Source organism: Streptomyces fulvoviolaceus (genome assembly GCF_000718165.1).
GTDB classification, from domain to species: Bacteria; Actinomycetota; Actinomycetes; order Streptomycetales; family Streptomycetaceae; genus Streptomyces; species Streptomyces fulvoviolaceus.
Map to the genome: position 1 here is coordinate 198,768 of NZ_JOEY01000028.1, position 25,742 is coordinate 224,509.

At 71.7% G+C, this 25,742-nt stretch carries 21 protein-coding genes; 5 read left to right on the forward strand and 16 right to left on the reverse strand.

Going from position 1 to position 25,742, the window contains the following annotated elements; translation table 11 throughout:
• Nucleotides 1–253 precede the first annotated feature (253 nt).
• The 4 genes from ald to IG08_RS0129355 form a co-directional block, all read right to left on the reverse strand.
• Entirely contained in the window at nt 254–1,378 is a 1,125-nt protein-coding gene (gene ald, locus IG08_RS0129340; RefSeq protein WP_030608877.1) for an alanine dehydrogenase, read from the reverse strand.
• Between the two features lie 134 nt (nt 1,379–1,512).
• Nucleotides 1,513–3,588 carry a tetratricopeptide repeat protein gene (locus IG08_RS0129345; protein WP_030608880.1) on the reverse strand — a complete coding sequence of 692 codons (2,076 nt, stop codon included), beginning with the start codon at nt 3,586–3,588 and terminating at the stop codon, nt 1,513–1,515.
• Between the two features lie 162 nt (nt 3,589–3,750).
• Nucleotides 3,751–4,377, reverse strand: a complete 627-nt coding sequence (locus IG08_RS0129350; protein ID WP_030608883.1) for an NUDIX domain-containing protein — start codon at nt 4,375–4,377, stop codon at nt 3,751–3,753.
• A gap of 82 nt (nt 4,378–4,459) precedes the next feature.
• Complete coding sequence (locus IG08_RS0129355) at nt 4,460–6,127, reverse strand: CTP synthase (RefSeq protein WP_030608889.1); 1,668 nt, start codon at nt 6,125–6,127, stop codon at nt 4,460–4,462.
• 510 nt (nt 6,128–6,637) lie between these two features.
• Here IG08_RS0129355 and IG08_RS0129360 point away from each other — a divergent pair.
• Together IG08_RS0129360 and IG08_RS0129365 are read left to right on the forward strand one after the other, a co-directional pair.
• Complete coding sequence (locus tag IG08_RS0129360) at nt 6,638–8,440, forward strand: glycoside hydrolase family 15 protein (protein ID WP_199820918.1); 1,803 nt, start codon at nt 6,638–6,640, stop codon at nt 8,438–8,440.
• A gap of 67 nt (nt 8,441–8,507) precedes the next feature.
• Nucleotides 8,508–9,890 (forward strand): FAD-binding oxidoreductase, encoded by a 1,383-nt coding sequence (locus tag IG08_RS0129365; protein ID WP_030608894.1) that lies wholly within the window; start codon nt 8,508–8,510, stop codon nt 9,888–9,890.
• Here IG08_RS0129365 and IG08_RS0129370 read toward each other — a convergent pair.
• Nucleotides 9,877–10,833 (reverse strand): LLM class F420-dependent oxidoreductase, encoded by a 957-nt coding sequence (locus IG08_RS0129370; protein WP_030608910.1) that lies wholly within the window; start codon nt 10,831–10,833, stop codon nt 9,877–9,879. The genes IG08_RS0129365 and IG08_RS0129370 overlap by 14 nt on opposite strands.
• 105 nt (nt 10,834–10,938) lie before the next feature.
• Here IG08_RS0129370 and IG08_RS0129375 point away from each other — a divergent pair, with 105 nt between their 5' ends.
• Complete coding sequence (locus tag IG08_RS0129375) at nt 10,939–12,591, forward strand: PucR family transcriptional regulator (RefSeq protein ID WP_234343002.1); 1,653 nt, start codon at nt 10,939–10,941, stop codon at nt 12,589–12,591.
• Between the two features lie 28 nt (nt 12,592–12,619).
• On the opposite strand, the gene IG08_RS0129380 is transcribed toward IG08_RS0129375, so the two are convergent.
• The 6 genes from IG08_RS0129380 to IG08_RS0129405 all read right to left on the reverse strand — a co-directional run bounded on the left by IG08_RS0129380 (nt 12,620) and on the right by IG08_RS0129405 (nt 18,699).
• Nucleotides 12,620–13,753 carry a glycosyltransferase family 4 protein gene (locus IG08_RS0129380; RefSeq protein WP_030608916.1) on the reverse strand — a complete coding sequence of 378 codons (1,134 nt, stop codon included), beginning with the start codon at nt 13,751–13,753 and terminating at the stop codon, nt 12,620–12,622.
• Nucleotides 13,754–13,976: 223 nt separating this feature from the next.
• Nucleotides 13,977–14,765: a hypothetical protein gene (locus tag IG08_RS0129385; RefSeq protein WP_030608920.1), complete on the reverse strand. Its 789-nt coding sequence runs from the start codon at nt 14,763–14,765 to the stop codon at nt 13,977–13,979.
• Nucleotides 14,766–14,789: 24 nt separating this feature from the next.
• Complete coding sequence (gene recN, locus IG08_RS0129390) at nt 14,790–16,508, reverse strand: DNA repair protein RecN (protein ID WP_030608923.1); 1,719 nt, start codon at nt 16,506–16,508, stop codon at nt 14,790–14,792.
• 184 nt (nt 16,509–16,692) lie between these two features.
• Complete coding sequence (locus IG08_RS0129395) at nt 16,693–17,598, reverse strand: NAD kinase (RefSeq protein ID WP_030608926.1); 906 nt, start codon at nt 17,596–17,598, stop codon at nt 16,693–16,695.
• Nucleotides 17,595–18,410 carry a TlyA family RNA methyltransferase gene (locus IG08_RS0129400; protein WP_030608929.1) on the reverse strand — a complete coding sequence of 272 codons (816 nt, stop codon included), beginning with the start codon at nt 18,408–18,410 and terminating at the stop codon, nt 17,595–17,597. Before IG08_RS0129400 ends, IG08_RS0129395 begins: the two co-directional genes overlap by 4 nt.
• A 7-nt stretch (nt 18,411–18,417) precedes the next feature.
• Complete coding sequence (locus IG08_RS0129405) at nt 18,418–18,699, reverse strand: hypothetical protein (protein WP_030608931.1); 282 nt, start codon at nt 18,697–18,699, stop codon at nt 18,418–18,420.
• Nucleotides 18,700–18,741: 42 nt separating this feature from the next.
• Between IG08_RS0129405 and IG08_RS0129410 the strand changes: the two genes are divergently transcribed.
• Entirely contained in the window at nt 18,742–19,089 is a 348-nt protein-coding gene (locus IG08_RS0129410; RefSeq protein ID WP_030608934.1) for an SCP2 sterol-binding domain-containing protein, read from the forward strand.
• Here the strand turns inward: IG08_RS0129410 and IG08_RS0129415 are convergent.
• The 4 genes from IG08_RS0129415 to IG08_RS0129430 form a co-directional block, all read right to left on the reverse strand.
• Nucleotides 19,073–19,957 (reverse strand): ABC transporter ATP-binding protein, encoded by an 885-nt coding sequence (locus IG08_RS0129415; protein WP_030608938.1) that lies wholly within the window; start codon nt 19,955–19,957, stop codon nt 19,073–19,075. The genes IG08_RS0129410 and IG08_RS0129415 overlap by 17 nt on opposite strands.
• Nucleotides 19,958–19,977: 20 nt before the next feature.
• Nucleotides 19,978–21,015, reverse strand: coding sequence for a FecCD family ABC transporter permease (locus tag IG08_RS0129420; RefSeq protein WP_030608940.1), 1,038 nt, complete (start codon nt 21,013–21,015; stop codon nt 19,978–19,980).
• On the reverse strand, nt 21,012–22,055 hold the full coding sequence (locus tag IG08_RS0129425; protein ID WP_030608943.1) for a FecCD family ABC transporter permease: 1,044 nt from the start codon (nt 22,053–22,055) through the stop codon (nt 21,012–21,014). Before IG08_RS0129425 ends, IG08_RS0129420 begins: the two co-directional genes overlap by 4 nt.
• Before the next feature lie 91 nt (nt 22,056–22,146).
• Nucleotides 22,147–23,175 carry an HAD hydrolase-like protein gene (locus IG08_RS0129430; protein ID WP_030608946.1) on the reverse strand — a complete coding sequence of 343 codons (1,029 nt, stop codon included), beginning with the start codon at nt 23,173–23,175 and terminating at the stop codon, nt 22,147–22,149.
• A gap of 71 nt (nt 23,176–23,246) precedes the next feature.
• On the opposite strand from IG08_RS0129430, the gene IG08_RS0129435 reads away from it, so the two are divergent.
• On the forward strand, nt 23,247–24,539 hold the full coding sequence (locus IG08_RS0129435) for a DUF1015 domain-containing protein (protein WP_030608949.1): 1,293 nt from the start codon (nt 23,247–23,249) through the stop codon (nt 24,537–24,539).
• Nucleotides 24,540–24,593: 54 nt separating this feature from the next.
• Here the strand turns inward: IG08_RS0129435 and IG08_RS0129440 are convergent, their stop codons facing one another.
• The gene (locus IG08_RS0129440; protein ID WP_030608951.1) at nt 24,594–25,382 is read right to left on the reverse strand and encodes a tetratricopeptide repeat protein; all 789 of its coding nucleotides are present in this window, start codon (nt 25,380–25,382) and stop codon (nt 24,594–24,596) included.
• Nucleotides 25,383–25,742 lie beyond the last annotated feature (360 nt).

Here is a 25,742-nt window from a genome sequence, read left to right on the forward strand (position 1 = left end):
GAAACATCCCGCTGTCAAGGGCGTACGGCCGTCGCACGGCAGGTTTCACCGGTGTACGAATCGGTTCAAGGGTTACGTTCGAGGCGAGTTGGCCGAGAGCCGCAAAGTGACCATACACACACCCGGCCGGACCTTGTCGGGCAAGGTCCGGCCGGGTGCGCGGTGTTGACGACCTGTGTTGACGTATCGCCTTTTCCCCCATGGTGACTTGGCACTTCGCCCATGGCGACTTGGCGCTTCAGCCACCGAACGGTCAGCCGAGCAGGGTCTCCAGCTCGAGGTGCTCCAGGCCGTGCGCCTCCGCGACCTCGCGGTAAACGACCTTGCCGTCATGGGTGTTGAGACCCTTGGCGAGCGCGGGGTCACGGCGCAGCGCCTCGACCCAGCCGCGGTCGGCCAGCTCCACGATGTACGGCAGCGTCGCGTTGGTGAGCGCGTAGGTGGAGGTGTTGGGCACCGCGCCGGGCATGTTGGCGACGCAGTAGAAGACCGAGTCGTGGACCTGGAAGGTCGGCTCGGCGTGGGTGGTCGGGCGGGAGTCCTCGAAGCAACCGCCCTGGTCGATCGCGATGTCGACAAGGACACTTCCGGGCTTCATGCGCGACACGAGCTCGTTGGTGACCAGCTTCGGGGCCTTGGCTCCCGGGATGAGGACGGCGCCGATGACGAGGTCGGCGTCCAGCACGGCCTTCTCGAGTTCGAAGGTGTTGGACATGATCGCCCGGACCTTGGTGCCGAAGACCTTGTCCGCCTCGCGCAGCTTGTTGATGTCGCGGTCGAGCAGCGTGACGTGGAAGCCCATGCCGACGGCGATCTGCGTCGCGTTCCAGCCGGAGACGCCGCCGCCGATGACGACGGCCTTCGCGGGCTGGGTGCCGGGGACGCCACCGGGGAGCACGCCGCGGCCGCCGGCCGAGCGCATCAGGTGATAGGCGCCGACCTGCGGGGCCAGCCGGCCCGCCACCTCGGACATGGGAGCGAGCAGCGGCAGGCCGCGGCTCGGGAGCTCGACGGTCTCGTATGCGATCGCCGTGGTGCCGGACTCGATGAGCGCGTCCGTGCACTCCTTGGAGGCGGCCAGGTGCAGGTACGTGAAGAGCGTCTGGTCCTTGCGGAGGCGGTGGTACTCCTCGGCGATGGGCTCCTTGACCTTCAGCAGCAGGTCGGCCGTGGCCCACACCTCGTCGGCGGTCGCCAGGATCTTCGCGCCCGCGGCGACGTACTCGGCGTCCGGGATCGAGGAGCCGAGGCCGGCGCCCCGCTCGATGACGACCTGGTGGCCGTGGCGCACGAGCTCGTGCACACCGGCGGGGGTGATGGCCACCCGGAACTCGTTGTTCTTGACCTCGCGGGGGATGCCGACCTTCACGTCGATCACGGTCCTTGGCTCAGTGATGTGGGGCATTACAAGACATAACCAGGCGCGCAAGGGCACACCGGGATACACCGCAGGAGAAGGTGCGGCAGAGCCAGTCTAATGAAGGTGTTCCCGCTGTCTAGCCTTTCATTGCATCAATCTTCAGCGGGTGTACTACGGATTTCGCAGGTGTCAGCGTCTTGTTTCGGGAGATCGGGCTGTTCCGGCCCCGGCTCGGCCTGGGAAAGCTCCTCCCCCAGCAGCCGCTCGGCCGCGCCCCGGTGCAGCTGCGCGGCCGTGGGATCGCCGAGATGCTCCAGCGTGTCGGCGAGCCGCAGCTGCAGCGCGGCCTGCAGCCGGACGTCCTCCGCGCGGCGCGCCCACTCCACCGCCTCGTGGCAGGTGCGCAGCGACTCCTCGGGGTGTCCTGCGTACTCCTGAACGCGGGCGAGTTCGCTCAACGCCCGTGCGTGGGCGGCCACATCGCCGTTCTTGCGGTGCCCGGCGACCGCGGCCCGCCAGTTCCGCAGCGCCTCGCCGTAGCGGCCCGCATAGGTGTGTGCCGCGGCGATACGGCCGTACAGCCGGGCGGCGTCCGCGCGCTCGTCCCGGGCGAGGCGCTGGGCGAGGGCCCGGCCGAACCAGTCGGCGGCCCGGTCGTAGTCCCCGAGCTCCAGGTGCGCGCCGCCTACGGATTCCATCGCGCGGCCGGTCGCGTACGGGTCATTTGCTTCCCGTCCGGCGTCCAGCGCGGTGCGATAGCGCGCCAGCGCCTCCTCGGTACGGCCCGTCTGGGCGTCCAGGTCGGCGAGGTTCAGCAAGGCCGCCGCCCTCTCACGGGGCAGCTCTCGGCGCTCGGCCACGTCGAGGACGAGGCGGTGGATGCCGTAGAGGTCGGGGGCGGCGGCCTGGGTGCCGTAGTGGGCCACCATCGTGCGCACCAGCTGGGACATCAGACGCCTGGCCAGTGTGTCCAGCTCCCCGTCGGCGACCGCGAGGCGGGCCGAGGCGAGCAGGGCGGGCCGGCGGACGGTCAGCCAGTCCTCGGCGGCCCGGGGGCTCGGGAAGCGCAGGGAGCGCGGCATGCCGAGGAGCTTCTCGCGAGCCTGCGGGCTGTCGGTCTCGGTGATCGCACGGCAGGACTGGAGCAGCCGTACGGTCCGCTCCAGCATCCGGGCGCGGGCCAGCTGCAGCTCGGCCGGACGGTCCTGGGTCTCGGCGAGGGCCCGCAGGAGGGGCTGCAGAGCGCCGGGGACCTCGTACTGCGGCAGCGGCGAGTCCATGGCGTGCAGCAGGCCGAGGGCCACGAAGTCGTCGAGGGTGGAGCGGGCGCCGTTGACCGAGCAGCCGGCGAGCGCGGAGGCGGTGTGCGGGTCGACCAGGCCGGCCGGCGCGAGGGAGAGCAGTCGCAGTATCCGGGCGGCGGGGCCCGGCAGGGACGTGTAGGCGAGGCGGAAGACGCGGCTCAGCGGCGTCCCTTCGTCACTCTCCGCATGCAGGTGCTTGGCGAGGTCGGCGACGGCCGCCTTGGGGCGGGCGGCGAGCCAGCCCCCCGCCAGCATCAGCGCGGCGGGCTGGGCCTGGCACCCCTCGACGAGCCCCTCGGCGGCCTGTGGGTCGACGGTGATCCGGACCGAGCCGGTGTGCCGGGACAGCAGCTCCAGGGCGGACTTGGTGTCGAGACCGCCCAAGGTGCACGGGCGGACGTCCGCGATCCCGGTCAGTGGGCCCCCGGAAACGGCGACGACCAGGCATTCCGGGGTGTCGGGCAGCAGGGCGTCGACCTGCTCGGCGGTCACCGCGTCGTCCAACAGGAGCAGCGCGCGCCGGTCGGCGAGGGCCTCGCGCAGGGCCGCGGTGAGGTCGTCCTCGGCGGCACCGGCGGGGGCCGGCACGTCGAGGGCGGTGAGCAGTTCCCGGGCGGTGCACTCGACGGGGACGGGGGTGCCGTCGGGCTCGCTGAGCCGGGCTCGCAGCACCGCGTCCTCGTAACGGTGCGCAACCTGTCGTACGAGTTCCTCGGCGAGCGCCGTGCGGCCCGAGCCGGGCCTGCCCGCGATGAGGAGCACGCGCGCGCGGGGCGCCTTGCGGCCGGAGATGGTGTCCAGACCCGCGCGCTCGATATCGGCGCGGAGCTCCTTCAACTCCCTTGTGCGGCCCAGGAATCGAGTCTGCTCAGGAGCGTCTGAGGACAGCTGTACGCCGCCTGTGTCCACCGCCTGATCCGTCACGGGCCACACTCCCGTCCCACCGCACGCGCAAAGCCCGCCGGGACTCCGGTTCGGGCGTTTCCAGAGCCTAGTTCACGCTCTGCTACGTTCCGGGCGGAGCGCGGCGGACACGTCCCCCAATCGGATCAGCCGATCGTCAGACCGCAAGCACGTGGGGTGGGTTCAGGACTCGAAGGGTCGCGCCGGCCACGGCGCCTCAGCCGGCCGCAGCGCGTCCAGGCCGTCCGCCTGCTGCGCGGCGACGAGCGAAAGCACGCCCACGACCAGGCAGTTGTTGTGCAGCTCGCCCGCGAGCACCCCCCGTACGAGTTCCTCGACGGGCACGCGCGCGTACTCCAGGTCGATCTCCTCGTGCTCGGCCTCGAAACGCTCGCCCTCGGCGTCGGACAGGTCCCGGGCCAGGAAGACCCGTACGGCCTCGTCGCAGCCGCCCGCGGTGGTGTAGACGTCGGTCAGCACCCGCCAGTCCTCGGCCTTGACGTGTGCCTCCTCGTAGAGCTCGCGCTGGGCGGCGTGCAGCGGATTCTCGCCGGGGATGTCGAGCAGGCCGGCCGGGATCTCCCACAGCTTCTGCCGTACGGGGTGGCGGTACTGGCGGATGAGCAGGACGCGGCCCTGCTCGTCGAGGGCGAGGACGGCGACCGAGCCGGGGTGGACCTGGTAGTCGCGGCGGACCACGGTGCCGTCGGGCATGACCACGTCGTCCGTGCGGACGGAGGTCTTGTTCCCCACGAACGGGGTCTCCGTCGCCCGGATCTCCCACTCCTCCGGGGTGTCCTTGATCGTCATGCCCTGTCCTTCCGCACGTACAAGAAAAAAACCGGGGTGCGACCTTGAAGGTACGCACCCCGGCAACCGTACAACTGGTGTGTTACTTGGAATTCTTCCGCTCGACCGAGGCCTTCACGAGACCGGCGAACAGCGGGTGCGGACGCGTCGGCCGCGAGCGCAGCTCGGGGTGCGCCTGGGTCGCGACCAGGTACGGGTGCACCTCGCGCGCGTACTCGACGTACTCGACGAGCTTGCCGTCCGGCGAGGTGCCGGAGAACAGGATGCCCGCCTTCTTCTCGAGCTCCGCGCGGTAGGTGTTGTTCACCTCGTAGCGGTGACGGTGCCGCTCCTCGACGTACTCCTTGCCGTCGTACACCTCACGCACGATCGAGCCCTCGGCCAGCTTGGCCGGGTACATGCCCAGGCGCATGGTGCCGCCCATGTCGCCCTCACCGGCGACGATGTCGAGCTGCTCGGCCATGGTGGAGATGACCGGGTGGCCGGTGGCGGAGTCGAACTCGGTGGAGTTGGCGTCGGGGATGTCGGCCAGGTTGCGCGCGGCCTCGATCACGATGCACTGCAGGCCCAGGCACAGACCGAGCAGCGGGATCTTGTTCTCGCGGGCGTACTTGATCGCGCCGACCTTGCCGAGCACCCCGCGGTCGCCGAAGCCGCCCGGGATGCAGATGCCGTCGACGTCACCGAGCTGCTGGGCGGCGCCGGCCGGGGTCTTGCAGTCGTCCGAGGTGACCCACTTGATCTTCACGCGGGCCTTGTTGGCGAAACCGCCGGCCCGCAGGGCCTCGGTGACCGAGAGATACGCGTCGGGCAGGTCGATGTACTTGCCGACCAGGGCGAGGGTGATCTCGTGGTCGGGGTTGTGGACGCGGTCGAGCAGGTCGTCCCAGGTCCGCCAGTCCACATCGCGGAAGGGGAGGTCCAGCTTGCGGACGACGTAGGCGTCGAGGCCCTCGCCGTGCACGGTCTTGGGGATGTCGTAGATCGACTTGGCGTCGGGGCAGGCGACCACGGCGGACTCGTCGACATCGCACATCAGCGAGATCTTGCGCTTGATCGCGGTCGGCACCTCGCGGTCGCAGCGCAGCACGATCGCGTCCGGCTGGATACCGATGTTGCGCAGGGCCGCAACCGAGTGCTGGGTCGGCTTCGTCTTCAGCTCACCGGACGGTCCGATGTACGGCAGGAGCGAGATGTGGACGACGAAGACGTTGTCACGGCCGACCTCGTGACGGACCTGACGGACCGTCTCCAGGAACGGCAGCGACTCGATGTCGCCGACGGTGCCGCCGACCTCGGTGATGACGACGTCCACCTCGTCGGTGGCCATACGGCGGATGCGGTGCTTGATCTCGTTGGTGATGTGCGGGATGACCTGCACGGTGTCACCGAGGTACTCGCCGCGCCGCTCCTTGGCGATCACCGTCGAGTAGATCTGGCCGGTGGTGACGTTGGCCGAGCCGTCCAGGTCGCGGTCGAGGAAACGCTCGTAGTGGCCGATGTCCAGGTCGGTCTCGGCGCCGTCGTTGGTGACGAACACCTCACCGTGCTGGAAGGGGTTCATCGTGCCCGGGTCGACGTTGAGGTACGGGTCGAGCTTCTGCATCACGACGCGCAGGCCCCGCGCCTTGAGCAGCATGCCGAGGCTGGATGCCGTCAGGCCCTTGCCGAGCGAGGAGGCGACACCCCCGGTGACGAAGATGTGCTTGGTCGTCGTGGCTTTGCTGTTTCGAAAAGCAGCGGTCGGCATGGCCAAGAGGGGGCTCCCGTGGTCGCGGTCTGGGGTGCGGTGCGGCTGCCGAGCCGGAATTTCCGGAGGTGCCGTCGCTGCGGTTCGGGGGTTTCGTGCCCACCGGTCCACGGGCTACCAGGGTATCAGCGCCTGGACGAGATGGCTTCCGGCCACGCTCTGCACACGCGTCGACACGGACCCGCACGAGTGCACCCGTTTCTCACCCGTTGCTCACCCGTTCAGCTCAGCCGCGTTACCCGGAGCGGCACACAGATCATCTACGTGCGTCGTATCCTGCTCGGACACTCGCTGCCGAGCCCGGCCGGAATCACGGCATCACCCCCCGCCCGTAACCACCGGAACAAAGAGAGCTCGTCAGTCCGTTGAGCAACAGATGTCGTTTTGCCTCACAGCGGCAGGACTGTTTTGCTTCATCGCTCAACGACGCATGACAAAGACCCCTTGACCGCACTAGCGACAGCCCCCGTTTTCCCCGGGGGCGACGTGGCCGTTCGACTGGAGTTGCACGTGGCCGGGCGCATCGAAGACTACGCACTCATCGGAGACATGCAGACCGCCGCCCTGGTCTGCCGGGACGGCACAGTGGACTGGCTGTGCCTGCCCCGCTTCGACTCGCATGCCATCTTCGCCGGGCTGCTGGGCACCGAGGAACACGGCTTCTGGCGGCTCGGCCCCGCGCACGCGGCCGACGCCGAACCGCCCACCGCGGCCCGGCGCAGCTACCGCGGCGACTCGCTGATCCTGGAGTCCGAGTGGGACACCCCGCGCGGCACGGTCCGGGTGATCGACTTCATGCCCCCGCGTGACGGCGCCCCCCAGCTGATCCGCATCGTGGAGGGCGTCTCCGGCCGCGTCCCGATGCGCTCGGCCCTCAGGATGCGTTTCTCCTACGGCCGTGTCGTGCCGTGGGTGCACAAGCACGAGGGCCGCACGGTGGCCGTCGCCGGCCCGGACTCCGTGTGGTTCGACACAGAGGCCGAGACCTACGGCAAGTCCCTGACGACGTATGCCGACTTCACGGTCGCGCCAGGTGACCGGATCGCGTTCACCATCTCCTGGGAGCCCTCGCACAAGCAGCCGCCCGCGCTGCCGGAGCCGGAGCAGTCGCTGCAGGCGACCGAGGACTTCTGGCGGGACTGGGTCGAGCACTGCACGTACCACGGCCCCTACCGCGAGGCGGTGATCCGCTCGCTGATCACCCTCAAGGCGCTGACGTACGCCCCGACGGGCGGCATCGTCGCCGCGCCCACGACCTCCCTGCCCGAGGAGATCGGCGGTGTCCGCAACTGGGACTACCGCTACACCTGGCTGCGGGACGCGGCGATCACCCTCTCCTCGCTCCTGCGCACCGGCTACCGCGAGGAGGCCCGCGCCTGGCGCGAGTGGCTCCTGCGGGCCGTCGCCGGCGACCCGGAGAACCTGCAGATCATGTACGGCATCGCGGGCGAGCGCGAGCTGGGCGAGGCCGAGCTGGACTGGCTGCCCGGCTACGAGAACTCCGGCCCGGTGCGCGTGGGCAACGGCGCGGCGCACCAGCTCCAGCTCGACGTGTACGGCGAGGTCACCGAGGCCCTGCACCTGGCCCACATGACGGGTCTGGCCCGGAACGACTACGCGTCCCTGCTCCAGCTGAAGCTCATCCGCTACCTCGAGGACCACTGGGACGAGCCGGACGAGGGCATCTGGGAGGTGCGCGGCCCGCGCCGTCACTTCGTGCACTCCAAGGTGATGGCCTGGGTCGCCGTCGACCGCACCATCAAGCTCATCGAGTCCGGTGACGCGGACGGCCCGCTGGAGAAGTGGCGCGAACTGCGCGACGACATCCACCGGGACGTGTGCGAGAAGGGCTACGACAAGGAGCGCAATACCTTCACACAGTCGTACGGCTCCAAGGAGCTGGACGCCTCGCTGCTGCTGATCCCGCAGATGGGCTTCCTGCCCCCGGACGACAAGCGCGTGATCGGCACGATCGAGGCGATCCAGCGCGAGCTGTCCACGTCGGACGGCTTCATCCTGCGCTACCCGACGGACGGGGAGGAGGCGGGCGTCGACGGCCTGCCCGGCGACGAGGGTGCCTTCCTGGCCTGCTCGTTCTGGATGGCGGACGACCTCGCGATGATCGGCCGCGTCGACGAGGCCCGCAAGCTGTTCGAGAAGCTGCTGGCCCTGCGCAACGACCTCGGTCTGCTCGCCGAGGAGTGGGACCCGCGCCTGCAGCGTCAGGTCGGCAACTTCCCGCAGGCTTTCAGCCACGTTCCGCTCATCGACACGGCGCTGCGCCTGACGGCGTCGGGGGCGTACGGCGGCTGAACAGGACTGCTGAACCGGGCCCGCCTACGCTGGGAAGCCTCAGCCCCTGAACGGAAGGGGGCGCCTCATGGCCTCCCCGTCGAAGGCGGGCGCGGCTCTCGCCGCGCTGCGCGAGGATCTGGCCGGCGACGTGTTCGCCCCGGCCGATACGGGCTATGACGAGGCCCGGACCGTCTTCAACTCCATGATCGACCGGCGGCCCGCGGTGATCGCGCAGTGCGTGAGCGAGGACGACGTCGTCCGGTCGGTGCGCTTCGCCCGTGACCTGGACCTGCCGATCGCGGTGCGCGGCGGCGGGCACAGCGTGGCGGGCATGGCGCTGAACGACGGCGGGCTCGTCGTCGACCTGCGTCACATGCGCGCGGTCACCGTCCATCCCGCGGCCGAGGCGGTACGGGTCGCGGGCGGCGCCACGATGAGCGACCTGGACCGCGCCTGCCAGCCGCACGGCCTCGCCACCACCGGCGGCCGGGCCTCGACGACCGGGGTCGGCGGCTTCGTCCTGGGCGGCGGCACCGGCTGGCTGGACCGGTGCTGCGGACTCGCCGTCGACAATCTGCTCGGCGTGGAGCTGGTGACCGCCGACGGCGCCCGGATCCACGCGAGCGCCGACGAGAACCGGGACCTGTTCTGGGCCCTGCACGGTGGCGGCGGCAACTTCGGCATCGCGACCGCGCTCACCCTGAAGCTGCACGAACTGCCCGAGTTCTCCATCGCGATGGTGTTCTACCTGCCGGAGTTCGGCCGCGAGGTCACCCGCACCTACCGCGACCTCATCACGGCCGCCCCGGACGAGGCGAGCGGCGCCGTCATCTATCTCACCGGCCCACCCGAGGAGTTCGTCCCGCCGCACCTGGTCGGCACCCTGCTGTGCGGTGCGCTGCTGACGTACGCCGGTTCCGAGGCGGACATGCGCAAGCTGGCCGAGCCGCTGCTGGCGCTGCCGCACGAGACGGAGATCGTCGGGGCGATGCCGTACGCCGATGTGCAGTGCATGATCGACGATCCGCCGGGGATGCGGAACTACTGGTCGGCGGAGTACCTGACGGGCCTGCCCGACGACTGCGTGGACGTCTTCTGCGCCCGCGGGGAGTCCCTGCCGGTGCCGACCGGCACCATGCACGCGCTGTTCCCGCAGGGCGGCGCGATCGGCACCGGCCCGCACGAGTACCCCGTGCCCTACCGGGACGCGCCGTGGGGCGTGCACCCCTTCGGGCTGTGGGAGGACCCGGCGGACGACGAGCGGTGCGTCCAGTGGGTCCGGGACGTCCGCGCCGACGTCCGGCCGTGGAGCACCGGCGCGGTCTATCTCAACTTCATCGGCGACGAGGGCGCGGACCGTGTGGTGGCCGGTGTCGGTGCCGAGAACGCCCGGCGGCTCGCGGAGGTGAAGCGGGAGTACGACCCCGACAACGTGTTCCGCTTCAACCACAACATCAGGCCGGCCTGAGGGCCTCGAGGGTGCGCTCGCCGCCCGGGTCACCCGCCGTCGCCGGGACCAGGGCGATCTCGTCGAGCCCGGCCTCGGCGTAGGCGTCCATCCGGGCGCGTACGGCGGCCAGGTCGCCGACCAGGCCGACCGTGGCCGCGGCCTCCGGCGGGAGCGCGCGCACCAGGGTGGCGCGGTCGGCGCCGGCCGCGGCGAGCTCGACCGTCTCGCCGAATCCGGCCTCGGCGAACACGTCGCTGTAGCCCGGTACCGTCAGGTATCCGGCGATGCTGCCCAGCACCTGTGCGAGGGACTCCGGCTCCGGGTCGACGGCCGCGGGCAGCCAGGCGGCGAGCGTGGGCGGGGTACGGCCCAGTCGCCCGGCCGCCTTCTCGAGTTCGGCGCGCAGTTCGCGCACCTGCTCCGGGGAGACGACGTCGAGCAGCATGCGGTCGGCGTGCGCGGCGGCCGTGGCGATGGCGCGGGGGCCGAACGCGGCCACGGTGAGCGGGCCCCCGGGCGGCGCGAGGCGACGGCGGAAGGTGCTGCCGGGCACGACCGGCTCGCCCGGTGTGCCGTGCAGAAGCGCGCGGACCGCCGCCGCGCTCTCCTCCAGTACGGCCGCGGGCCGCACCCGGGGCCGGTCGTGCACGCCCTCGACCACCCGCTTGCTGGACGTGCCCAGCGCCACCCCGACCGGTCGGCCGACGAGAGCCGCGACCGAGGCGGCACCCCGGGCCGTCGTGTACGGGTCGCGCACGGACACCGGCACCGGCCCGGCCGTCAGCGCGACCCGCTCGGTGGCCCGCCCGATCACCGCGGCGAGCACGAAGGAGTCCCACGTCGGGCCCTCCCCCGCCCACACCTCGCGGTACCCGAGCCGGTCGGCGGCCACCGCCACCCGCACCGGCTCCTCGACCGCACTGTCGTCCTCCCGCGCCACGGCAACCACAGTCATGTCCATGCCCCGGCCGCTACCCCGCGCCGGCCACCCCAACCCACGACGGTGATCGTCTCCGTGACCGGCCGGAGATGTCCCCGAGGCATGCGCGCGGGTAGCGTCCGGCTCATGGACGGCGGCTTGGACAACGGTATGGACAGCGGATACGGCACCCAGGGCGCCGGCATCACCGTGCAGCGGGCGCTGGAGCTGCCCGGCCTGCGCAGCGGGCTCCCGGAGATCCTCGCGGGCGCGGACCGGCTGCACCGGACCGTGCGCTGGGTGCACGCCGGCGAGGTACCCAACATCGCCTCGCTGCTCAAGGGCGGCGAGCTGCTGCTGACCACGGGCTACGGTCTGGGCACCCGTCCGGCCGAACAGCGGGCGTTCGTCCGCACGCTCGCCGAGCGCGGCATCGCGGCCCTCGTCGTCGAGCTCGGCCCGCGCTTCACCCGCCTGCCCGCCGCCCTCGTCGACACAGCCCGCTCGACCGGTCTGCCCCTCGTCCAACTGCACCGCGAGGTGCCGTTCGTGGCGGTCACGGAGGAGATCCACACCGAGATCGTCAACGGCCACTACGCACTGCTCCAGCGGGCCGAGGAGGTGCACCGCCGCTGTACCGAGGCCCTGCTGGGCGGCGGCGGGATCCCCCAAGTCCTCGGCATCCTTGCCGACTTCAGCGGCAACCCGGTCTTCCTGGAGACGACGGACGGCCAGCTCCTGTACGCCGCCGGGTCCGGCCCCGAGGGCGCGGACCCCCTCCAGGTCTGGGAGGGGCTGCGCGGCCAGCACAAGGACACGCCGCCGTCGGGCTCGGTCCTGGTGGACGTGCCGGGCGGCGGCCCGGGGACGGGGTCGGTCCGCGCCCGCCTGGTCCTCCTCCCCGTACGCGCTCCGCTCGCCCCCGTGCACCGGATGGCCGCCGAGCGCGCCGCGGGCATCCTGGCCGTCGTCCTGATGCAGGCCCGCCAGGAGGAGGAGCTGGCAGCGCGCGGACGCGGCGACTTCCTCACCGACCTCGCCGAGGGCCGTATCGCCGCGGAGGACGCACCCGCGCAGGCGCGCGTGCTGGGCTTCAAGCCGGGCACCAGTCCGCTGCTGCCGGTGGTCATGCGGCTCGGTGACACCCTCTCCCCCGGCGGCGGCTGGGCGGTCCTGGCGCGCGCGGTCGCGGAGGAGCTGGCCTCGGTGGGGGTGCCGGTCCTGCTGGGCGTACGCCCGGTCGAGGGCCGCGTCCCTCTGCTCCTGGGCCTGCGCTCGGAGTCGGAGCGGTCGGCGGTCGCGGACCGGGTCGCCGCGGCGCTGCGGGCCGGGGTGGAGCGGGCCGGGATGCAGCGACCGGGAGCGCAGCCGCCGGTGGTCGTCGTCGGCGTGGCCGGAGGCTGGGCGGCGGCCTCGGCGGGCCTGCGGCACGCGGCCGAGACGGCGACGGCGGCGCAGGGCCTGTCCGACCGCCCCTGGTACGACGCCCGCCGCCTCGACATCGACCTCCTCCTCTGGCGGCTGCGCGACCACCCGGACCTGGCGGCCTTCGTGGACCGTGCGATCGGCCCCGTCCGGGAACACGACCACCGCTCCAAGCCTCCGCTGCTGCCCACCCTGGAGACCTACCTGGCGCACGCGGGCCGCAAGGCGGAGACGGCACGCGAGCTCCACCTCAACCGTCAGACGCTCTACAACCGCCTCGCCCGCATCGGCGAGTTGCTCGGCACCGACCTCGACGACCCGCAGACGGTACTGGCGTTGAGCCTCGCCCTGCGGGCACGCCGGCTCGTGCCGTAGCTCTCGTGCCGTAGCCTCCGTGCCGCGGCTAGAGCGGCCGGGGCTGGGTCAACTCGTCGTAGACGCTGAGCACTTGGGCGACGGTCTCGTCCTCGGTCGGCCAGGTGGCCGCCTGCCGCACACCCCGCTCCCTGAGCAGCTCCCGGCGCTCCGGGTCGCCGAGCAGCCGTACGACGGCGTCGGAGAGGGCCTCCGGATCGCCGTAAGGGACGAGTTCGGCCGCGTCGCCGACGAGCTCGGGGATGCCGCCGACCGCGGTCGCGACGAGCGGCACGCGCGCGTGGAAGGCCTCCTGGGCGAGGACGGACCGCGACTCCCAACTGCTCGGCAGGAGCGCGAGATCGGCGGCCGCGAGGAGCTCGGTGACGTCGTCGCGCCGCCCGATGAGCCTGACGGGCAGCCCCTCGTCCTCGATACGGCGCTGCAGATCCGTCCGCAACGGCCCCTCCCCCGCGATCGCCACCAGCGGCACGGGATCGAGGCGGCGCCACGCACGTGTGGCGTCCAGCAGCGTCTCGTAGCCCCGGTGCCGGTCGAGGGAGCCGACGGCCATCAGCAACGGGCGTCCGGTGGCGCCGAGTTCGGCCCGGACCTTGGGGCGCAGCCGGTCGGGATCCTCCCTCTCGACGGTGCTGCGGGACCCGGGCAAGGCCACGGCGGCGAGCCGCGCGTCCCGCGCGCCCGTGTTCCGCGCCCGGTCCACGAGGGCCGAGGTGGTGCCGAGAACCACGGACGCGGCCTTCACGACCCGCCGTTCGAGCAGGCGCACCAGATGGGCGCGCGCCCCTTCGGCGTACGCCCGGTCGTGCCAGGTGACGACGAGCGGGGTGCGCCGGCCGCTGAGGGCGAGCACGGCGCGGAAGGAGGCGTGCAGTCCATGTGCGTGCACCAGGTCGGCGTCCGCGCACGCCGCCCGCAGCACGGCCACGGAGGTCGGGTCGCTGCTGCGCGGCACGTGTACGTGTTCGGCACCGGCCCCGGAGAAGTCGTAGGTGTGATCCGCCTCGGTGGGGGCGCACACCGTGACCCGCACGCCCCGTGCGACCAGCCCCGAGGTCAGGGAGCGCACGTGCGTGCTGCTGCCGGCGTTGCCTCCGCCGAGCACCTGCACGGTGCGCAGCGGCGACTGGCCGTGCGGTGAGTGGCTGCTCACGGGGGTCACGTGGCCGGGGCTCCTGGTTCGGCGTCGGGCGGTCACGAGGAAACGTACAGAAGGTATCGAGCGGAGGGGTGTACCGCGCGCTTCCTACGCGTTGCGTTGTATCCCAAGGATGCCAGCACGTACGGGTGTTCCGTGAATACCGGGAACGGGAGGCCTTGGCAGCAAACGGCGGTAGGTCACTCACATGGGTGAGTGGTCCAGCCTAAGGGGCGCGGGGCTGTGTCTATATGCGGCTCCGCCGCGTGGGCGCGGCCGGCCCCCACCGGCCCGCAGACGCAATACGACTCACCTCGTCCCCGTACACAGCCGCAGCAACAACCGCAGCCGCATGCGCGACGAGCCCCGCCCTCCCGTTCGCCGCAGCGACAGCCACACCCAGCGCAGCGCCCAACGCATGCGCCCCCGAGTCACCCAGCATCGCCCGCTCACCAAGATCGTCCGGCAGGACAGCAGCAGCCGCGCCCACGGCCGCCGCGGCCAACTCACCCCCGGGCCCCCCGCGCACCATGCCCGGCACCCCGAGCGCGACCACGAGACCGGCCGCCCGCCCCGGGCGGACATCCACAAGGTTCACGAAATGCGCGGCCCCGGCGATCACCACCCCCGCGAGCACCTTGTCGACGACCCGCTCCTTGAGCAGCGCCCCGGCGACGAGCCCGGCCGCGGAGATCCCGAACAACTTGACCGCCCCGCTGGTGACTTCGCCGTCCCGCAGGGCGGAAAGATGCGCCCGGAACCCTCGCCGATGGTCCCCGGCGACATCGTCGTAGGCCCCGCAGGCCCCCGCGGCGAGCACCGCGAACCCGGCGGCGGGTCGGACCCTCCCCGCCCCGACCGCCACCGCGAGAGCGGATGCGGGCCCCGCGTACAACTCCACGGTCCGCCCGGCGTAGTTCTTCCGCTCCCAACGATCCCGGCCACCGGGCGCCTTGGCACGCAGGACGGCCGTGGCGGCACGGGTGAGGGCGGTGGTGAGGCCGAGCGAGGTGGTCCGAGGAGCGCGGTCGATCATCCGGCCACCCTACGACTCCGTCGCCTACGCGTCCGCTCGAGCCGTGGCCAGGAGCTCCTCCGCATGGGCCCGGGCCGTCTCCGAATCCTCCTGCCCGGCGAGCATCCGGGACAGTTCCCGGACCCGCTCCTCCCCCTCCAGGACCTTCACGCCGGACCGGGTCACCGACCCGTCGTTCGTCTTCTCGACGAGCAACTGCCGGTCGGCGAAGGCGGCGACCTGAGGCAGGTGCGTCACGACCACGACCTGCGCGGTCTTCGCGAGCCGCGCCAGCCGCCGCCCGATCTCGACAGCGGCCTTGCCGCCGACACCGGCGTCGACCTCGTCGAAGAGGTAGGTCGGCACCGGATCGGTCCCCGCGAACACGACCTCGACGGCCAGCATCACGCGCGACAACTCACCGCCGGACGCGCCCTTGGCGATCGGCCGGGCCGGGGCCCCCGGATGCGGAGCGAGCAGCAGCTCGACCTCGTCGACACCGGACGGCCCGTAGGCGACCGCACGCCCGCCGACCTCCACGCCCTCCGGGTCCTCGGTCTGCCTGATGTCGAAGGACACGCGCGCGTGCGGCATGGCCAGCGAGGCCAGCTCGGCGGTCACGGCGGCGGCGAACCGCTCGGCGGCCTCCATCCGGGCGTCGGTCAACGCCTGTGCGAGCCCGCCCAGTTCGGCCCTGAGCGCGTCCCGTTCGGCGGTCAGCTCGTCGATCCGCTCGTCGTCGCCGTCCAGTTCGGTCAGGCGCGCGGCACTCTGCTCGGCCCACGCCAGCACCGTGGCGACGTCCTCGCCGTACTTCCGCGTCAGCGCGGTCAGCGCGGCCCGCCGTTCCTCGACAGCCGCCAGCCGCAGCGGATCGGCGTCCAGATCGTCGGCGTACCCGGCGAGTTCGCCCGCCACATCGCCCAGCAGGATCCCGATCTCCCCGATCCGGTCGGCGAGGGCGGCCAGCGCCGGGTCGTGCGACCGTACGGCGTCCAGGGCCCGCTGCGCGCCCGCGACGAGCGTGGTGGCGTCGATGCCCTCGGGGTCCTCGGGATTACCGGCGAGGGCGGCGTGACCGGCCGTGGCGGCGGACGACAGGGCCTCGGCGTGTCCGAGCCGCTCCGCCTCCTCCGCCAGCTCGACATCCTCACCGGCGCGCGGCTCGACGCCCGCGATCTCGTCGAGCCCGTACCGCAACATGTCGGCTTCCTGGGCCCGTTCACGCGCGCGCGTGGTGATCTCGTCGAGCTCGACGGAGACCGCGCGCAGCCGCCGGTAGGCCTCCGTGTACTTGGCGAGCGGCACGGTGACGGCGTCGCCCGCGTACCGGTCGAGCGCCTGCCGCTGCCGGGTCAGCTTGAGCAGCCCCTGCTGATCGGTCTGCCCGTGCACGGCCACGAGGTCGTCGGCGAGCTCGGCGAGCAGCCCCACGGGCACGCTGCGCCCGCCCAGGTGCGCCCGCGACCGCCCTTCGGCGGAAACGGTACGGCTGATCAGCAGCGCCCCGTCGTCGAGCTCCGCTCCGGCCTCTTCGGCCCGCACGACGGCCGAGGCACCGGCGGACACACTGATCCGCCCCTCCACGACCGCCTTCTCGGCCCCGATCCGCACCAGCGCCGGGTCGGCCCGCCCCCCGAGCAACAGCCCGAGGCTGGTGACGACCATGGTCTTGCCCGCACCCGTCTCACCGGTGACAGCGGTGAATCCCGGCGACAGCTCGACGACAGCGTCGTCGATGACTCCGAGCGACCGTATCCGCATCTCTTCCAGCACGGTGAAGACCTTACGAGGTAGGGCGGGAGAAGCGCGAGGCACCCTGTCACCCTGGCGAGTGGAGATACCTAGGGGCGCGGGGCTGTATCGATTTGCGGCTCCGCCGCGTGGGCGCGACAAGCCACATCGGACCCGCAGCCGCGCAAACAACATCGCGCCCCCTCTGGAAGCGCTAGTGAGGCGCCCCCCGCCACCCGGAAACCGGCAACGCGAACTTCGCCACCAGCCGGTCGGTGAACGACGCATGGTGCAGCCGAGCCAACCGCACCGGCACGGCCCCCCGCCGAACCTCCACCCGAGCCCCCGGCGGCAACTCCACAGTCCGCCGCCCGTCACACCACAGCACACCCGGCGGAATATGAGGCAGAACCTCCACCGCAAGCACAGAATCCGGCGAGGTCACCAAGGGCTTCGCAAACAGCGCATGCGCCGAGATCGGCACCATCAACAGCGCCTCGACCTCAGGCCACACCACCGGCCCACCCGCGGAGAACGCATACGCGGTGGACCCGGTCGGCGTCGACAACACAATGCCGTCACACCCGAACCCCGTAACCGGCCGCCCGTCGATCTCCAGAACGACCTCGAGCAGCTTCTCCGCTCCGGCCTTCTGCACGGCGGCCTCGTTCAGCGCCCAGTCCGTGTGCACGATGTTCCCGTTCTGGTGAACGACGACATCGACGGTCATCCGCTCCTCGACCTCGTACGACTTCGTCACCACCCGGTCGACGACCCTGTCGAGATCATCCCGCTCGGCCTCGGCGAGGAACCCGACGCGCCCGAGGTTGACGCCGAGCATCGGCACGCCGGACGCACGGGCGAACTCGGCGCCACGCAGCAGCGTCCCGTCACCGCCGAGCACGATCAGCAGCTCGCACCCGTCGAGGCACTGCGGGGTCGCCTCCTTGACCAGCTCCACCTCGTCCGGCAGCGGCAGGTCGGCGGCCTCGTACTCCAGGACGCGCACGCCGATGCCCTCGCGCAGCAGCCCCTTGACCACCAGTTCCGCGCTCCGAATGGCCGCGGGCCGCCCGGTGTGGGCGAGCAGGAAAACAGTACGAGCTCGGTTCTGTGTCAACGCGGCCCCTCCGCCACTGCACGGTCAACGTCGGCCGGGTCCAGAGCAGGCGCCCCGGCTCGCAGCCACAGAAAGTACTCGACATTGCCCGAGGGCCCGGGCAACGGACTGGCCGTGACGCCCTTCACCCCGAGCCCGAGTTCCCCCGCCTTTATCGCCACACCCCGCACGGCCTCCGCCCGCAGCTGCGGACTCCGTACGACTCCCCCACTGCCCAGCCGTTCCTTACCCACCTCGAACTGCGGCTTCACCATCATCACCAGATCGGCATCCGGCTTCGTGCACCGCACCAGGGCGGGCAGTACCAGGCCGAGCGGGATGAAGGACAGATCCCCCACGACAAGATCCACTGGCTCCCCATCGATCGCTTCGAGCGTCAACTCGCGTACGTTCGTACGGTCCTTGACGGTGACGCGTTCATCGCTCTGGAGAGACCACGCGAGTTGTCCGTATCCGACGTCCACGGCGACGACATGAGCGGCCCCCGCCCGCAGCAGCACATCCGTGAAACCCCCGGTGGACGCACCGGCGTCGAGCGCCCGCCGTCCCTCGACGGCGAGCCCCTGCGGCACGAACGCCTGCAGCGCACCCGCAAGCTTGTGCCCACCGCGCGAGACGTAGTCGGGATCGTTGCCGTCGTCCGCGACCACGATCGCGGCCGCGGTCTCCACCTGCGTGGCGGACTTGGTCGCGACGGTCTTGCCGACGGAGACCCGCCCTGCCGCGATCAGCTGGCCGGCGTGCTCGCGCGAGCGCGCGAGCTTCCGGCGGACCAGCTCCGCGTCCAGACGGCGGCGTGCGACTCCTGCCACGTTCGGTTCAGCTCCTATGTCCGTACGACGGTGAGGGCGCCGGAGGTCCCGGGCGGGCGTCGAGCGCGGTGAGCGCGTCGCGCAGCCCCCGGTGTACATCCTCGTACACCTCGACGTGTCCGTCCGTGGCGAGGTGGTCGGCGTCACCCAGCCGCTCCAGCTGGGCGTCCACCTCGGCGTGGCCGGTGGGGGTGCGGGGCACGTTCAGCGGGGCGGGGCCGGCGGGGTCGTACTCGGGTTCGACCTCGGGCTCCTGCTCCGGTACGGCCTCGGGCGCAGAGTCGCTCATGCCCAGACGCTACCCCGAAGCCCTGGGGTACCGTCGATCTCGATGGCCACGATCGAGGAGTGCCGCGCCGCACTCGAAAAGCTCTCGGACAACATGCAGACCGCCGATGGGGACGTCCGCACCGCTGCGGCCATGGACCGTTCGGTGAGCTGCCGGATCACCGACCTGGACATCACGTTCGTCGGCCGCATGACAGGCGGCCGAATCGTGGTGCAGGACACGCTGCAGGGCCCGCCACGGGAGAAGGCCCAGATCAGACTGACCATGGCCGGCGACGACCTGGTCGCGCTGGTCAACGGCGAGCTGAACTTCGCGAAGGCCTGGGGCTCGGGCCGGGTGAAGCTCGAGGCGGGCCTGCGCGACCTGCTCAGTCTCAGGAAGCTTCTGTAGCGGCGACCTTCGCTTCCGTACGCGCCTTCCGCGCCGCCGGCACCACCAGCGGTGTCCCCGTCTCCGGGTCGTCGATGACCTGGCAGCGCAGCCCGAAGACCTCCTCGACCAGCTCGGCCGTGACGATGTCGCTCGGCGCGCCCTCGGCGATGATCTTCCCCTCCTTCAGGGCGATCAGATGCGTGGCGTACCGGGCGGCGTGGTTGAGGTCGTGCAGCACGGCGACGAGCGTGCGCCCCTGCTCCTCGTGCAACTCCGCGCACAGGTCGAGGACGTCGATCTGGTGCTGGATGTCGAGGTAGGTCGTCGGCTCGTCGAGCAGCAGCAGCGGCGTCTGCTGGGCGAGCGCCATCGCGATCCACACCCGCTGCCGCTGACCGCCGGACAGCTCGTCGACGTACCGCTCGGCGAGCTCGGCCACACCGGTCTGGGTCATCGACTCCTGTACGACCCGCTCGTCCTCGGTGGACCACTGGCGCAGGATGCCCTGGTGCGGGTAGCGGCCGCGGCCGACCAGGTCGCCGACGGTGATGCCGTCGGGCGCGATCGAGGACTGCGGCAGCAGCCCCAGGGTCCGCGCGACCTTCTTCGGGGCCATCGACTGGATGACCTTCCCGTCGAGCAGCACCTGACCCTGAGTGGGCTTGAGCATCCGTGACAGGGCCCGCAGGAGCGTGGACTTGCCGCACGCGTTGGGGCCGACGATCACCGTGAAGGAGTTGTCGGGTATCTCCACCGACAACTGCTCGGCGATGACTCGCTGGTCGTAGGCGAGGGTGACGTTGTCGGCGGACAGGCGGTTCACGGTGCTCCTTCGGGTGTTCTTGTTCGCTGAGCCGCTCATGTCCGGCTTCGTGGAGGCGCTCATGTCCGGCTTCGTGGAGGCCCTCATATCCGGCCCGCCTTGCGCTCGGTGACCAGCAGCCACAGCAGATAGACGCCGCCGAGGACGCCGGTGACCACGCCCACGGGCAGCTGGTCCGCCCCGAAGACCTTCTGCGAGATCCAGTCGGCGACGACCATGAGGGCGGCGCCCATGACCAGGGACGGCAGCAGGTTGGGCCCGGGCGAGCGGGTCAGCCGACGGGCCAACTGCGGCGCGGTGAGCGCCACGAAGCTGATGGGGCCGGCGGCCGCTGTGGCGGTCGCGGTGAGCAGGACGGCGGCCACGAGCAGCAGCATCCGCACCCGCTCGACGCGCACCCCGAGGGCGTTGGAGACGTCGTCGCCCATCTCCATCATCCGCAGCCCGCGACCGTTGGCGAGGACGAGCGGTACGAGCACGGCGCACAGCCACAGCAGCGGCCAGACCTGCGCCCAGTCACGGCCGCTGAGCGAGCCGGTCATCCAGACGACGGCCTGGGTCGCTTCGGTGAGGGTGGACCTGGTCAGCAGATAGCCGTTGCCCGCCGTGACGACCGCGGAGACGCCGATACCGACCAGGACCAGTCGATAGCCGTGCACGCCCTGCTTCCAGGCGAGCAGGTAGATGGCGAGCCCGGTCGCCAGGCCGCCCACCAGCGCGCCCACGGTGATCTGGGCCGAGCTCCCGGAGAACAGCACGATCATCGTGAGCGCCCCGGCCGTCGCCCCCTGCCCGAGCCCGAGGACATCCGGACTGCCCAGCGGATTGCGGGAGATGGCCTGGAACAGGGCACCGCTGAGCCCGAGCGCGGCGCCGACCAGGAGCGCGACGCAGACCCGCGGCAGCCGCAGCTCGTTGACGATGAACTCCTGACCCGCGTTGCCGTTGCCCATGAGGGTCTTGAGCACGTCGCCGGCCGGGATCGGGAAGTCGCCGGTGCCGATCAGCACGACACTCGCGGCGAGCGCGGCGGCCAGCAGCAGGGCGACGACGGTGGCGGCACGGACGTCCAGCCGGACGGAGAGCCCGCCGAGGGTCCTGATGGCACGGTTGGTCTTCACAGCTGTGCCGTCCTCCGCCGTCGTACGAGAATGATGAAGACCGGCCCTCCGATGAGCGCCGTGACGATGCCGACCTGCAGCTCCGCGGGCCGGGCGACGACACGGCCGATGACGTCGGAGGCGAGCAGCAGCACGGGCGACAGGATCGTCGCGTACGGCAGGATCCAGCGCAGGTCGGGCCCGGTGAAGGAGCGCACGATGTGCGGCACCATCAGCCCGACGAACACGATCGGCCCGCACGCGGCGGTCGCGGCCCCGCTCAGCACGGTCGCGGCGAGCATGGCCAGCGCCCGGGTGCGGTTCAGATTGGCGCCGAGCGCCTTGGCGGTGTCGTCGCCCATCTCCACCGCGTTGAGCGGCCGGGCGAGCGCGAGGGCGAGGAGCGTGCCGACCGCCAGGAACGGCAGCACCTGCATGATGGTCGAGTTGTCCGCCGAGGCCAGCGAACCCACGGTCCAGAAGCGCATCTTGTTGAGCGCCGCGTCGTCCGTGATCATCACGGCCTGGAGGTAGCCGTAGAGCGCGGCGCTGATCGCGGTGCCGGCCAGCGCGAGCCGCACCGGCGTCGCCCCCCGGCTGCCGCCCAGGAACCAGACCAGCGCACCGACCGCGGCCGCGCCGACGAAGGCGAACCACACATAGCCGTTGAGGCTCGTGACCCCGAAGAACGTGATGGCGGTGACGACGGCGGCGGACGCGCCCGCGTTGATGCCGAGCAGCCCGGGATCGGCCAGCGGATTACGGGTGAGGGCCTGCAGCACCGCCCCGGACAGTCCGAGCGCGGCACCGGCGAGCAGCCCGAGCACGGTCCGCGACACCCGGTCGGCGACCACGACGTCGCCGTACGTCCCCGAATCCTCGAACAGGCCATGCCAGACCTGTTCCATGGACAGCCCCTTGGCGCCGATCGCGATGCTCGCCACCACGACGAGCAACAGGAGCACCACGGAGACGAGAAGCCCAAGGACTCGTATCGCCCGGCGGGTTGGGGGCGCGGGGGCGGTCTCCGCGCGCTGTTCGGGAGGACTGTCGACCAACACGCAGTTAGGTTAGCCTACCCTCCTATTCGGCCACGATCCCGAGGTGCGAACGGACGCGGCTCCCCTGGGACGAGACCCCGCCCCACACGGCTCACAACCCGAGCCTGGCCAGCGCCTTCCCCGCATCCAGCTCGCACACACCCTCGCCGGCCGCCGTCCAGGCCGCCGCGCACAGAGCCCGCAATCCGTCGAGAGCCTCACCATCACCGTCGAGTTCCAGCCTCTCGGCACCGGCCGTAGCCGTCCAGCCACCGCACCGGAACCCGTCTCCCGCCTCGGTGACCTCCGGCTGCCCGGTGAGCATGCCCCGCAGATCGGCGTCGACGTACGTCGGCCGGTGCTGCGGCGGCGCGGCGAGCAGCTGGGCGCCGTCGGTCACGCCGGTCAGGACGAGCAGCGAGTCCACCTCGCCGTTGAACGCGCCCTCGATGTCCGTGTCCAGCCGGTCCCCGACGACCAACGGCCGCTCGGCGCCGGTCCGCAGGATCGTCTCCCGGTGCATGGGGGGCAGCGGCTTGCCCGCGACCTGCGGCTCCGCACCGGTCGCGATACGGACGACTTCCACCGCCGCACCGTTGCCCGGCGCGATCCCACGCCCGCTCGGAATCGTCAGGTCGGTGTTGGACGCGAACCACGGCACCCCGCGCGCGATGGCGTACGAAGCCTCCGCGAACCGCCCCCACGGCAGGTCGGGCCCGCCGAACCCCTGCACCACCGCAGCCGGATCGTCCTCCGCCGACTCGACGGGCGTGAGCCCCCGCTCGCGCAGCGCCACCCGCAGCCCCTCCCCACCGATCACCAGCACTCGGGCCCCGGCGGGCACCTGCTCGGAGATCAGCCGGGCGACGGCCTGGGCCGAGGTGATCACGTCCGACGCCTCCGTCGGTATGCCCAGCTCGGTGAGGTGGCCGGCCACGGTGTCAGGCGTCCGCAGCGCGTTGTTGGTGACGTACGCGAGATGCATCCCGCCCCCGCGCGCGGTGGCAAGCGACTCGACCGCGTACGCGATCGCGTTCCCGCCCGCGTACACCACCCCGTCCAGGTCGAGCAGCGCCGTGTCATACGCCGCACTCAGGGCCTGCCCACTGCCCTCGGGCCTCGTCCTGACGCCCTGGCTCATTCCGCATCGCTCCTCGTTCGACGGCTTTCCCCGATCATCCCCCATGCCACTGACACACGTACGATGCCGGGATGAACACAGCAGGTCACTCGGAAGCAACGGCGCGCCGAGGCCTGGAACTCACCCCGTTCCGTGGCCTTCGCTACGACCCCGACCGGGTCGGCAGCCTCGCCGCCGTGACGTCCCCACCGTACGACGTCGTCGTACGCCCCGACGGCCTGCACCACCTCCAGGACGCCGACCCGCACAACATCGTCCGGCTGATCCTCCCCCAGGCCACCACCCCCGCCGAACGCAACGAACAGGCGGCCCGCACCCTGCGCCGCTGGCTGTCCGAGGGAGTCCTCGCCGCCGACGCCGAACCCGGCCTGTACGTCTATGAACAGCGCGACGGCGACGGCCTGCTCCAGCGCGGGATCATCGGCACCCTGCGCCTGTCGGACCCGGCGGAGGGCGTGGTCCTGCCCCACGAGGACGTCATGCCGCACGTCGTCGCCGACCGCGCGGCCCTCATGCGCGCCACCTCCGCGAACCTGGAACCCCTGCTCCTGACCTACCGCGGAAACGGCTCCGCGGCCGCCGCCTCCCAAGCCGTGGAGCGCGCCGCCGAACAGCCCCCGCTGCTCTCGACGACCACCGAGGACGGCTTCAGCCACCGCCTGTGGTCGATCACCGACGCGGCCGACGTGGCCCGCGTCCAGTCCGACCTGGCCCAGCACCAGGCCCTCATCGCCGACGGCCACCACCGCTGGGCGACGTACCGCCGTCTACGCGCGGAGCACGCCTCCCCCAGCCCCTGGGACTACGGCCTCGTCCTCCTCGTCGACACGGCCCGCTACCCCCTCCGCGTCCGCGCCATCCACCGCCTTCTGCACGGCCTGCCCGTGGCACAGGCGCTGGCACCCCTCGACGGCCTGTTCCGCATACAGCACCTGGACGTGCCCCTGCCGGAAGCCCTGGAGTCCCTCGCGGACGCGGCCTGCGCGGACAACGCCTTCCTGCTGGCCGGCGACGGCACCTTCCATCTCGTCGACCGCCCGGACCAGGACCTGCTGTCCCGCACGATCCCCACGGACCGCCCCGCCGCCTGGCGCACACTCGACGCGACGGTCCTGCACTCGACCCTCCTCGACCAGGTCTGGCACATCCCCGAGGACGACCCCGCCCGCATCGCCTACATCCACGACACGGCCGCCACGGTCCGCAAGGCGGAACTCGACGGCGGTACGGCCGTCCTGTTGCACCCGGTCCGCGAGGAAGTCGTCCGCGACCTCGCCCGCCAGGGCGTCAGGATGCCCCGCAAGTCGACGTCGTTCGGCCCGAAGCCGGCCTCTGGCCTGGTCCTGCGCGCACTGGACCTGTGACGCACGAAGGGGCGGGATCCCATGGCTGGGATCCCGCCCCTTCACTCACCGCTCTCAGTCCTTGTGCTCGTCCTCGACGTCCTCGGTGTCCTTCGCCGCGGAGGCCTCAAGAGGCTCACCGTCGTCCTCGGACTCAGCCTCGCCCTCGGCTTCGTCATCGCCCTCGTTGAAGGCGTCGACGAACTCGACCCCGTCGAGCTCGGCGAGCCGGTCCGACGCGTCCGTGCTGCCGTCCTTGTCGGACTCCACAGCCTTGGCGAACCACTCCCGCGCCTCGTCCTCCCGACCGGCCGCGAGCAGCGCGTCGGCGTACGCGTACCGCAGTCGCGCGGTCCACGGCTGTACGGAGCTGGAGGCCAACTCGGGGCTCTGCAGTGTCACGATGGCCGCGTCCAGCTGCCCCATGTCACGCCGGGCGCCGGCGGCGACAAGCCGCATCTCGACCTGCCCGGCCTTGTCGAGCTTGTGCACCTCGGGTGCCCCGGCCATGTCCAGCGCCTTCTCCGGCCGCCCGAGCCCACGCTCGCAGTCGGCCATGACCGGCCACAGCTCCACACCGCCGGTCATCCGCCGCGCGGCCCGGAACTCGGCGAGCGCCTCGCTGTACTTCTGGTTCGCATACGCCGCGAACCCCGCGGCCTCCCGTACGGCGGCCACACGCGACGCCAGCCGCAGAGCGATCTTGGCATAGGCATACGCGCCCTCGGGGTCCTCGTCGATGAGCCGGGCCACCATCACCAGGTTCTTGGCGACGTCCTCCGCGAGCGTCTTCGGCAGGCTCTGCAGCTCCTGCCGTACGTCCTTGTCGATCTCCTCGCCCGTGACGTCCTCGGCGATCGGCAGCCGCTTGATCGGCTCACGGTCCCGCTCCCGCTCATCGCGGAAACGCCCACCGCCACGGCGGTCGTCGCGACCGCCGTCCCTGCCACCGTCACGTCCACGGAAGCCTCCGGGACGCCCACCGCGGTCGTCACGACGGGGTCCACCGCGGTCGTCCCTGCCACGGAATCCACCGCGCTCGCCCCGGTTGTCGTCACGCCGGAACCCACCGCGGTCGTCACCCCGACGGTCGTCGCGCCTGTCATCACGGCGGTCGCCCCGGTTGTCGTCGCGCCGGAATCCGCCACGGTCATCGCGGTCGTCGCGGCGGTAGGGGGGACGGTCTCCGTCCCGACGGGGACCGCGGTCACGGTCGTCACTGCG

Excerpts from the sequence above, each read along its gene's own strand:
- IG08_RS0129365 (WP_030608894.1), top strand. The coding sequence starts at position 8,508 with ATGGCCTCCCCGTCGAAGGCGGGCGCGGCTCTCGCCGCGCTGCGCGAG.
- IG08_RS0129430 (WP_030608946.1), bottom strand. The coding sequence starts at position 23,175 with ATGAGCCAGGGCGTCAGGACGAGGCCCGAGGGCAGTGGGCAGGCCCTG.
- IG08_RS0129435 (WP_030608949.1), top strand. The coding sequence starts at position 23,247 with ATGAACACAGCAGGTCACTCGGAAGCAACGGCGCGCCGAGGCCTGGAA.
- IG08_RS0129355 (WP_030608889.1), bottom strand. The coding sequence starts at position 6,127 with ATGCCGACCGCTGCTTTTCGAAACAGCAAAGCCACGACGACCAAGCAC.
- IG08_RS0129375 (WP_234343002.1), top strand. The coding sequence starts at position 10,939 with ATGGACGGCGGCTTGGACAACGGTATGGACAGCGGATACGGCACCCAG.
- IG08_RS0129370 (WP_030608910.1), bottom strand. The coding sequence starts at position 10,833 with ATGGACATGACTGTGGTTGCCGTGGCGCGGGAGGACGACAGTGCGGTC.
- IG08_RS0129405 (WP_030608931.1), bottom strand. The coding sequence starts at position 18,699 with ATGAGCGACTCTGCGCCCGAGGCCGTACCGGAGCAGGAGCCCGAGGTC.
- IG08_RS0129415 (WP_030608938.1), bottom strand. The coding sequence starts at position 19,957 with ATGAGCGCCTCCACGAAGCCGGACATGAGCGGCTCAGCGAACAAGAAC.
- IG08_RS0129385 (WP_030608920.1), bottom strand. The coding sequence starts at position 14,765 with ATGATCGACCGCGCTCCTCGGACCACCTCGCTCGGCCTCACCACCGCC.
- IG08_RS0129350 (WP_030608883.1), bottom strand. The coding sequence starts at position 4,377 with ATGACGATCAAGGACACCCCGGAGGAGTGGGAGATCCGGGCGACGGAG.
- IG08_RS0129410 (WP_030608934.1), top strand. The coding sequence starts at position 18,742 with ATGGCCACGATCGAGGAGTGCCGCGCCGCACTCGAAAAGCTCTCGGAC.
- recN (WP_030608923.1), bottom strand. The coding sequence starts at position 16,508 with ATGCGGATACGGTCGCTCGGAGTCATCGACGACGCTGTCGTCGAGCTG.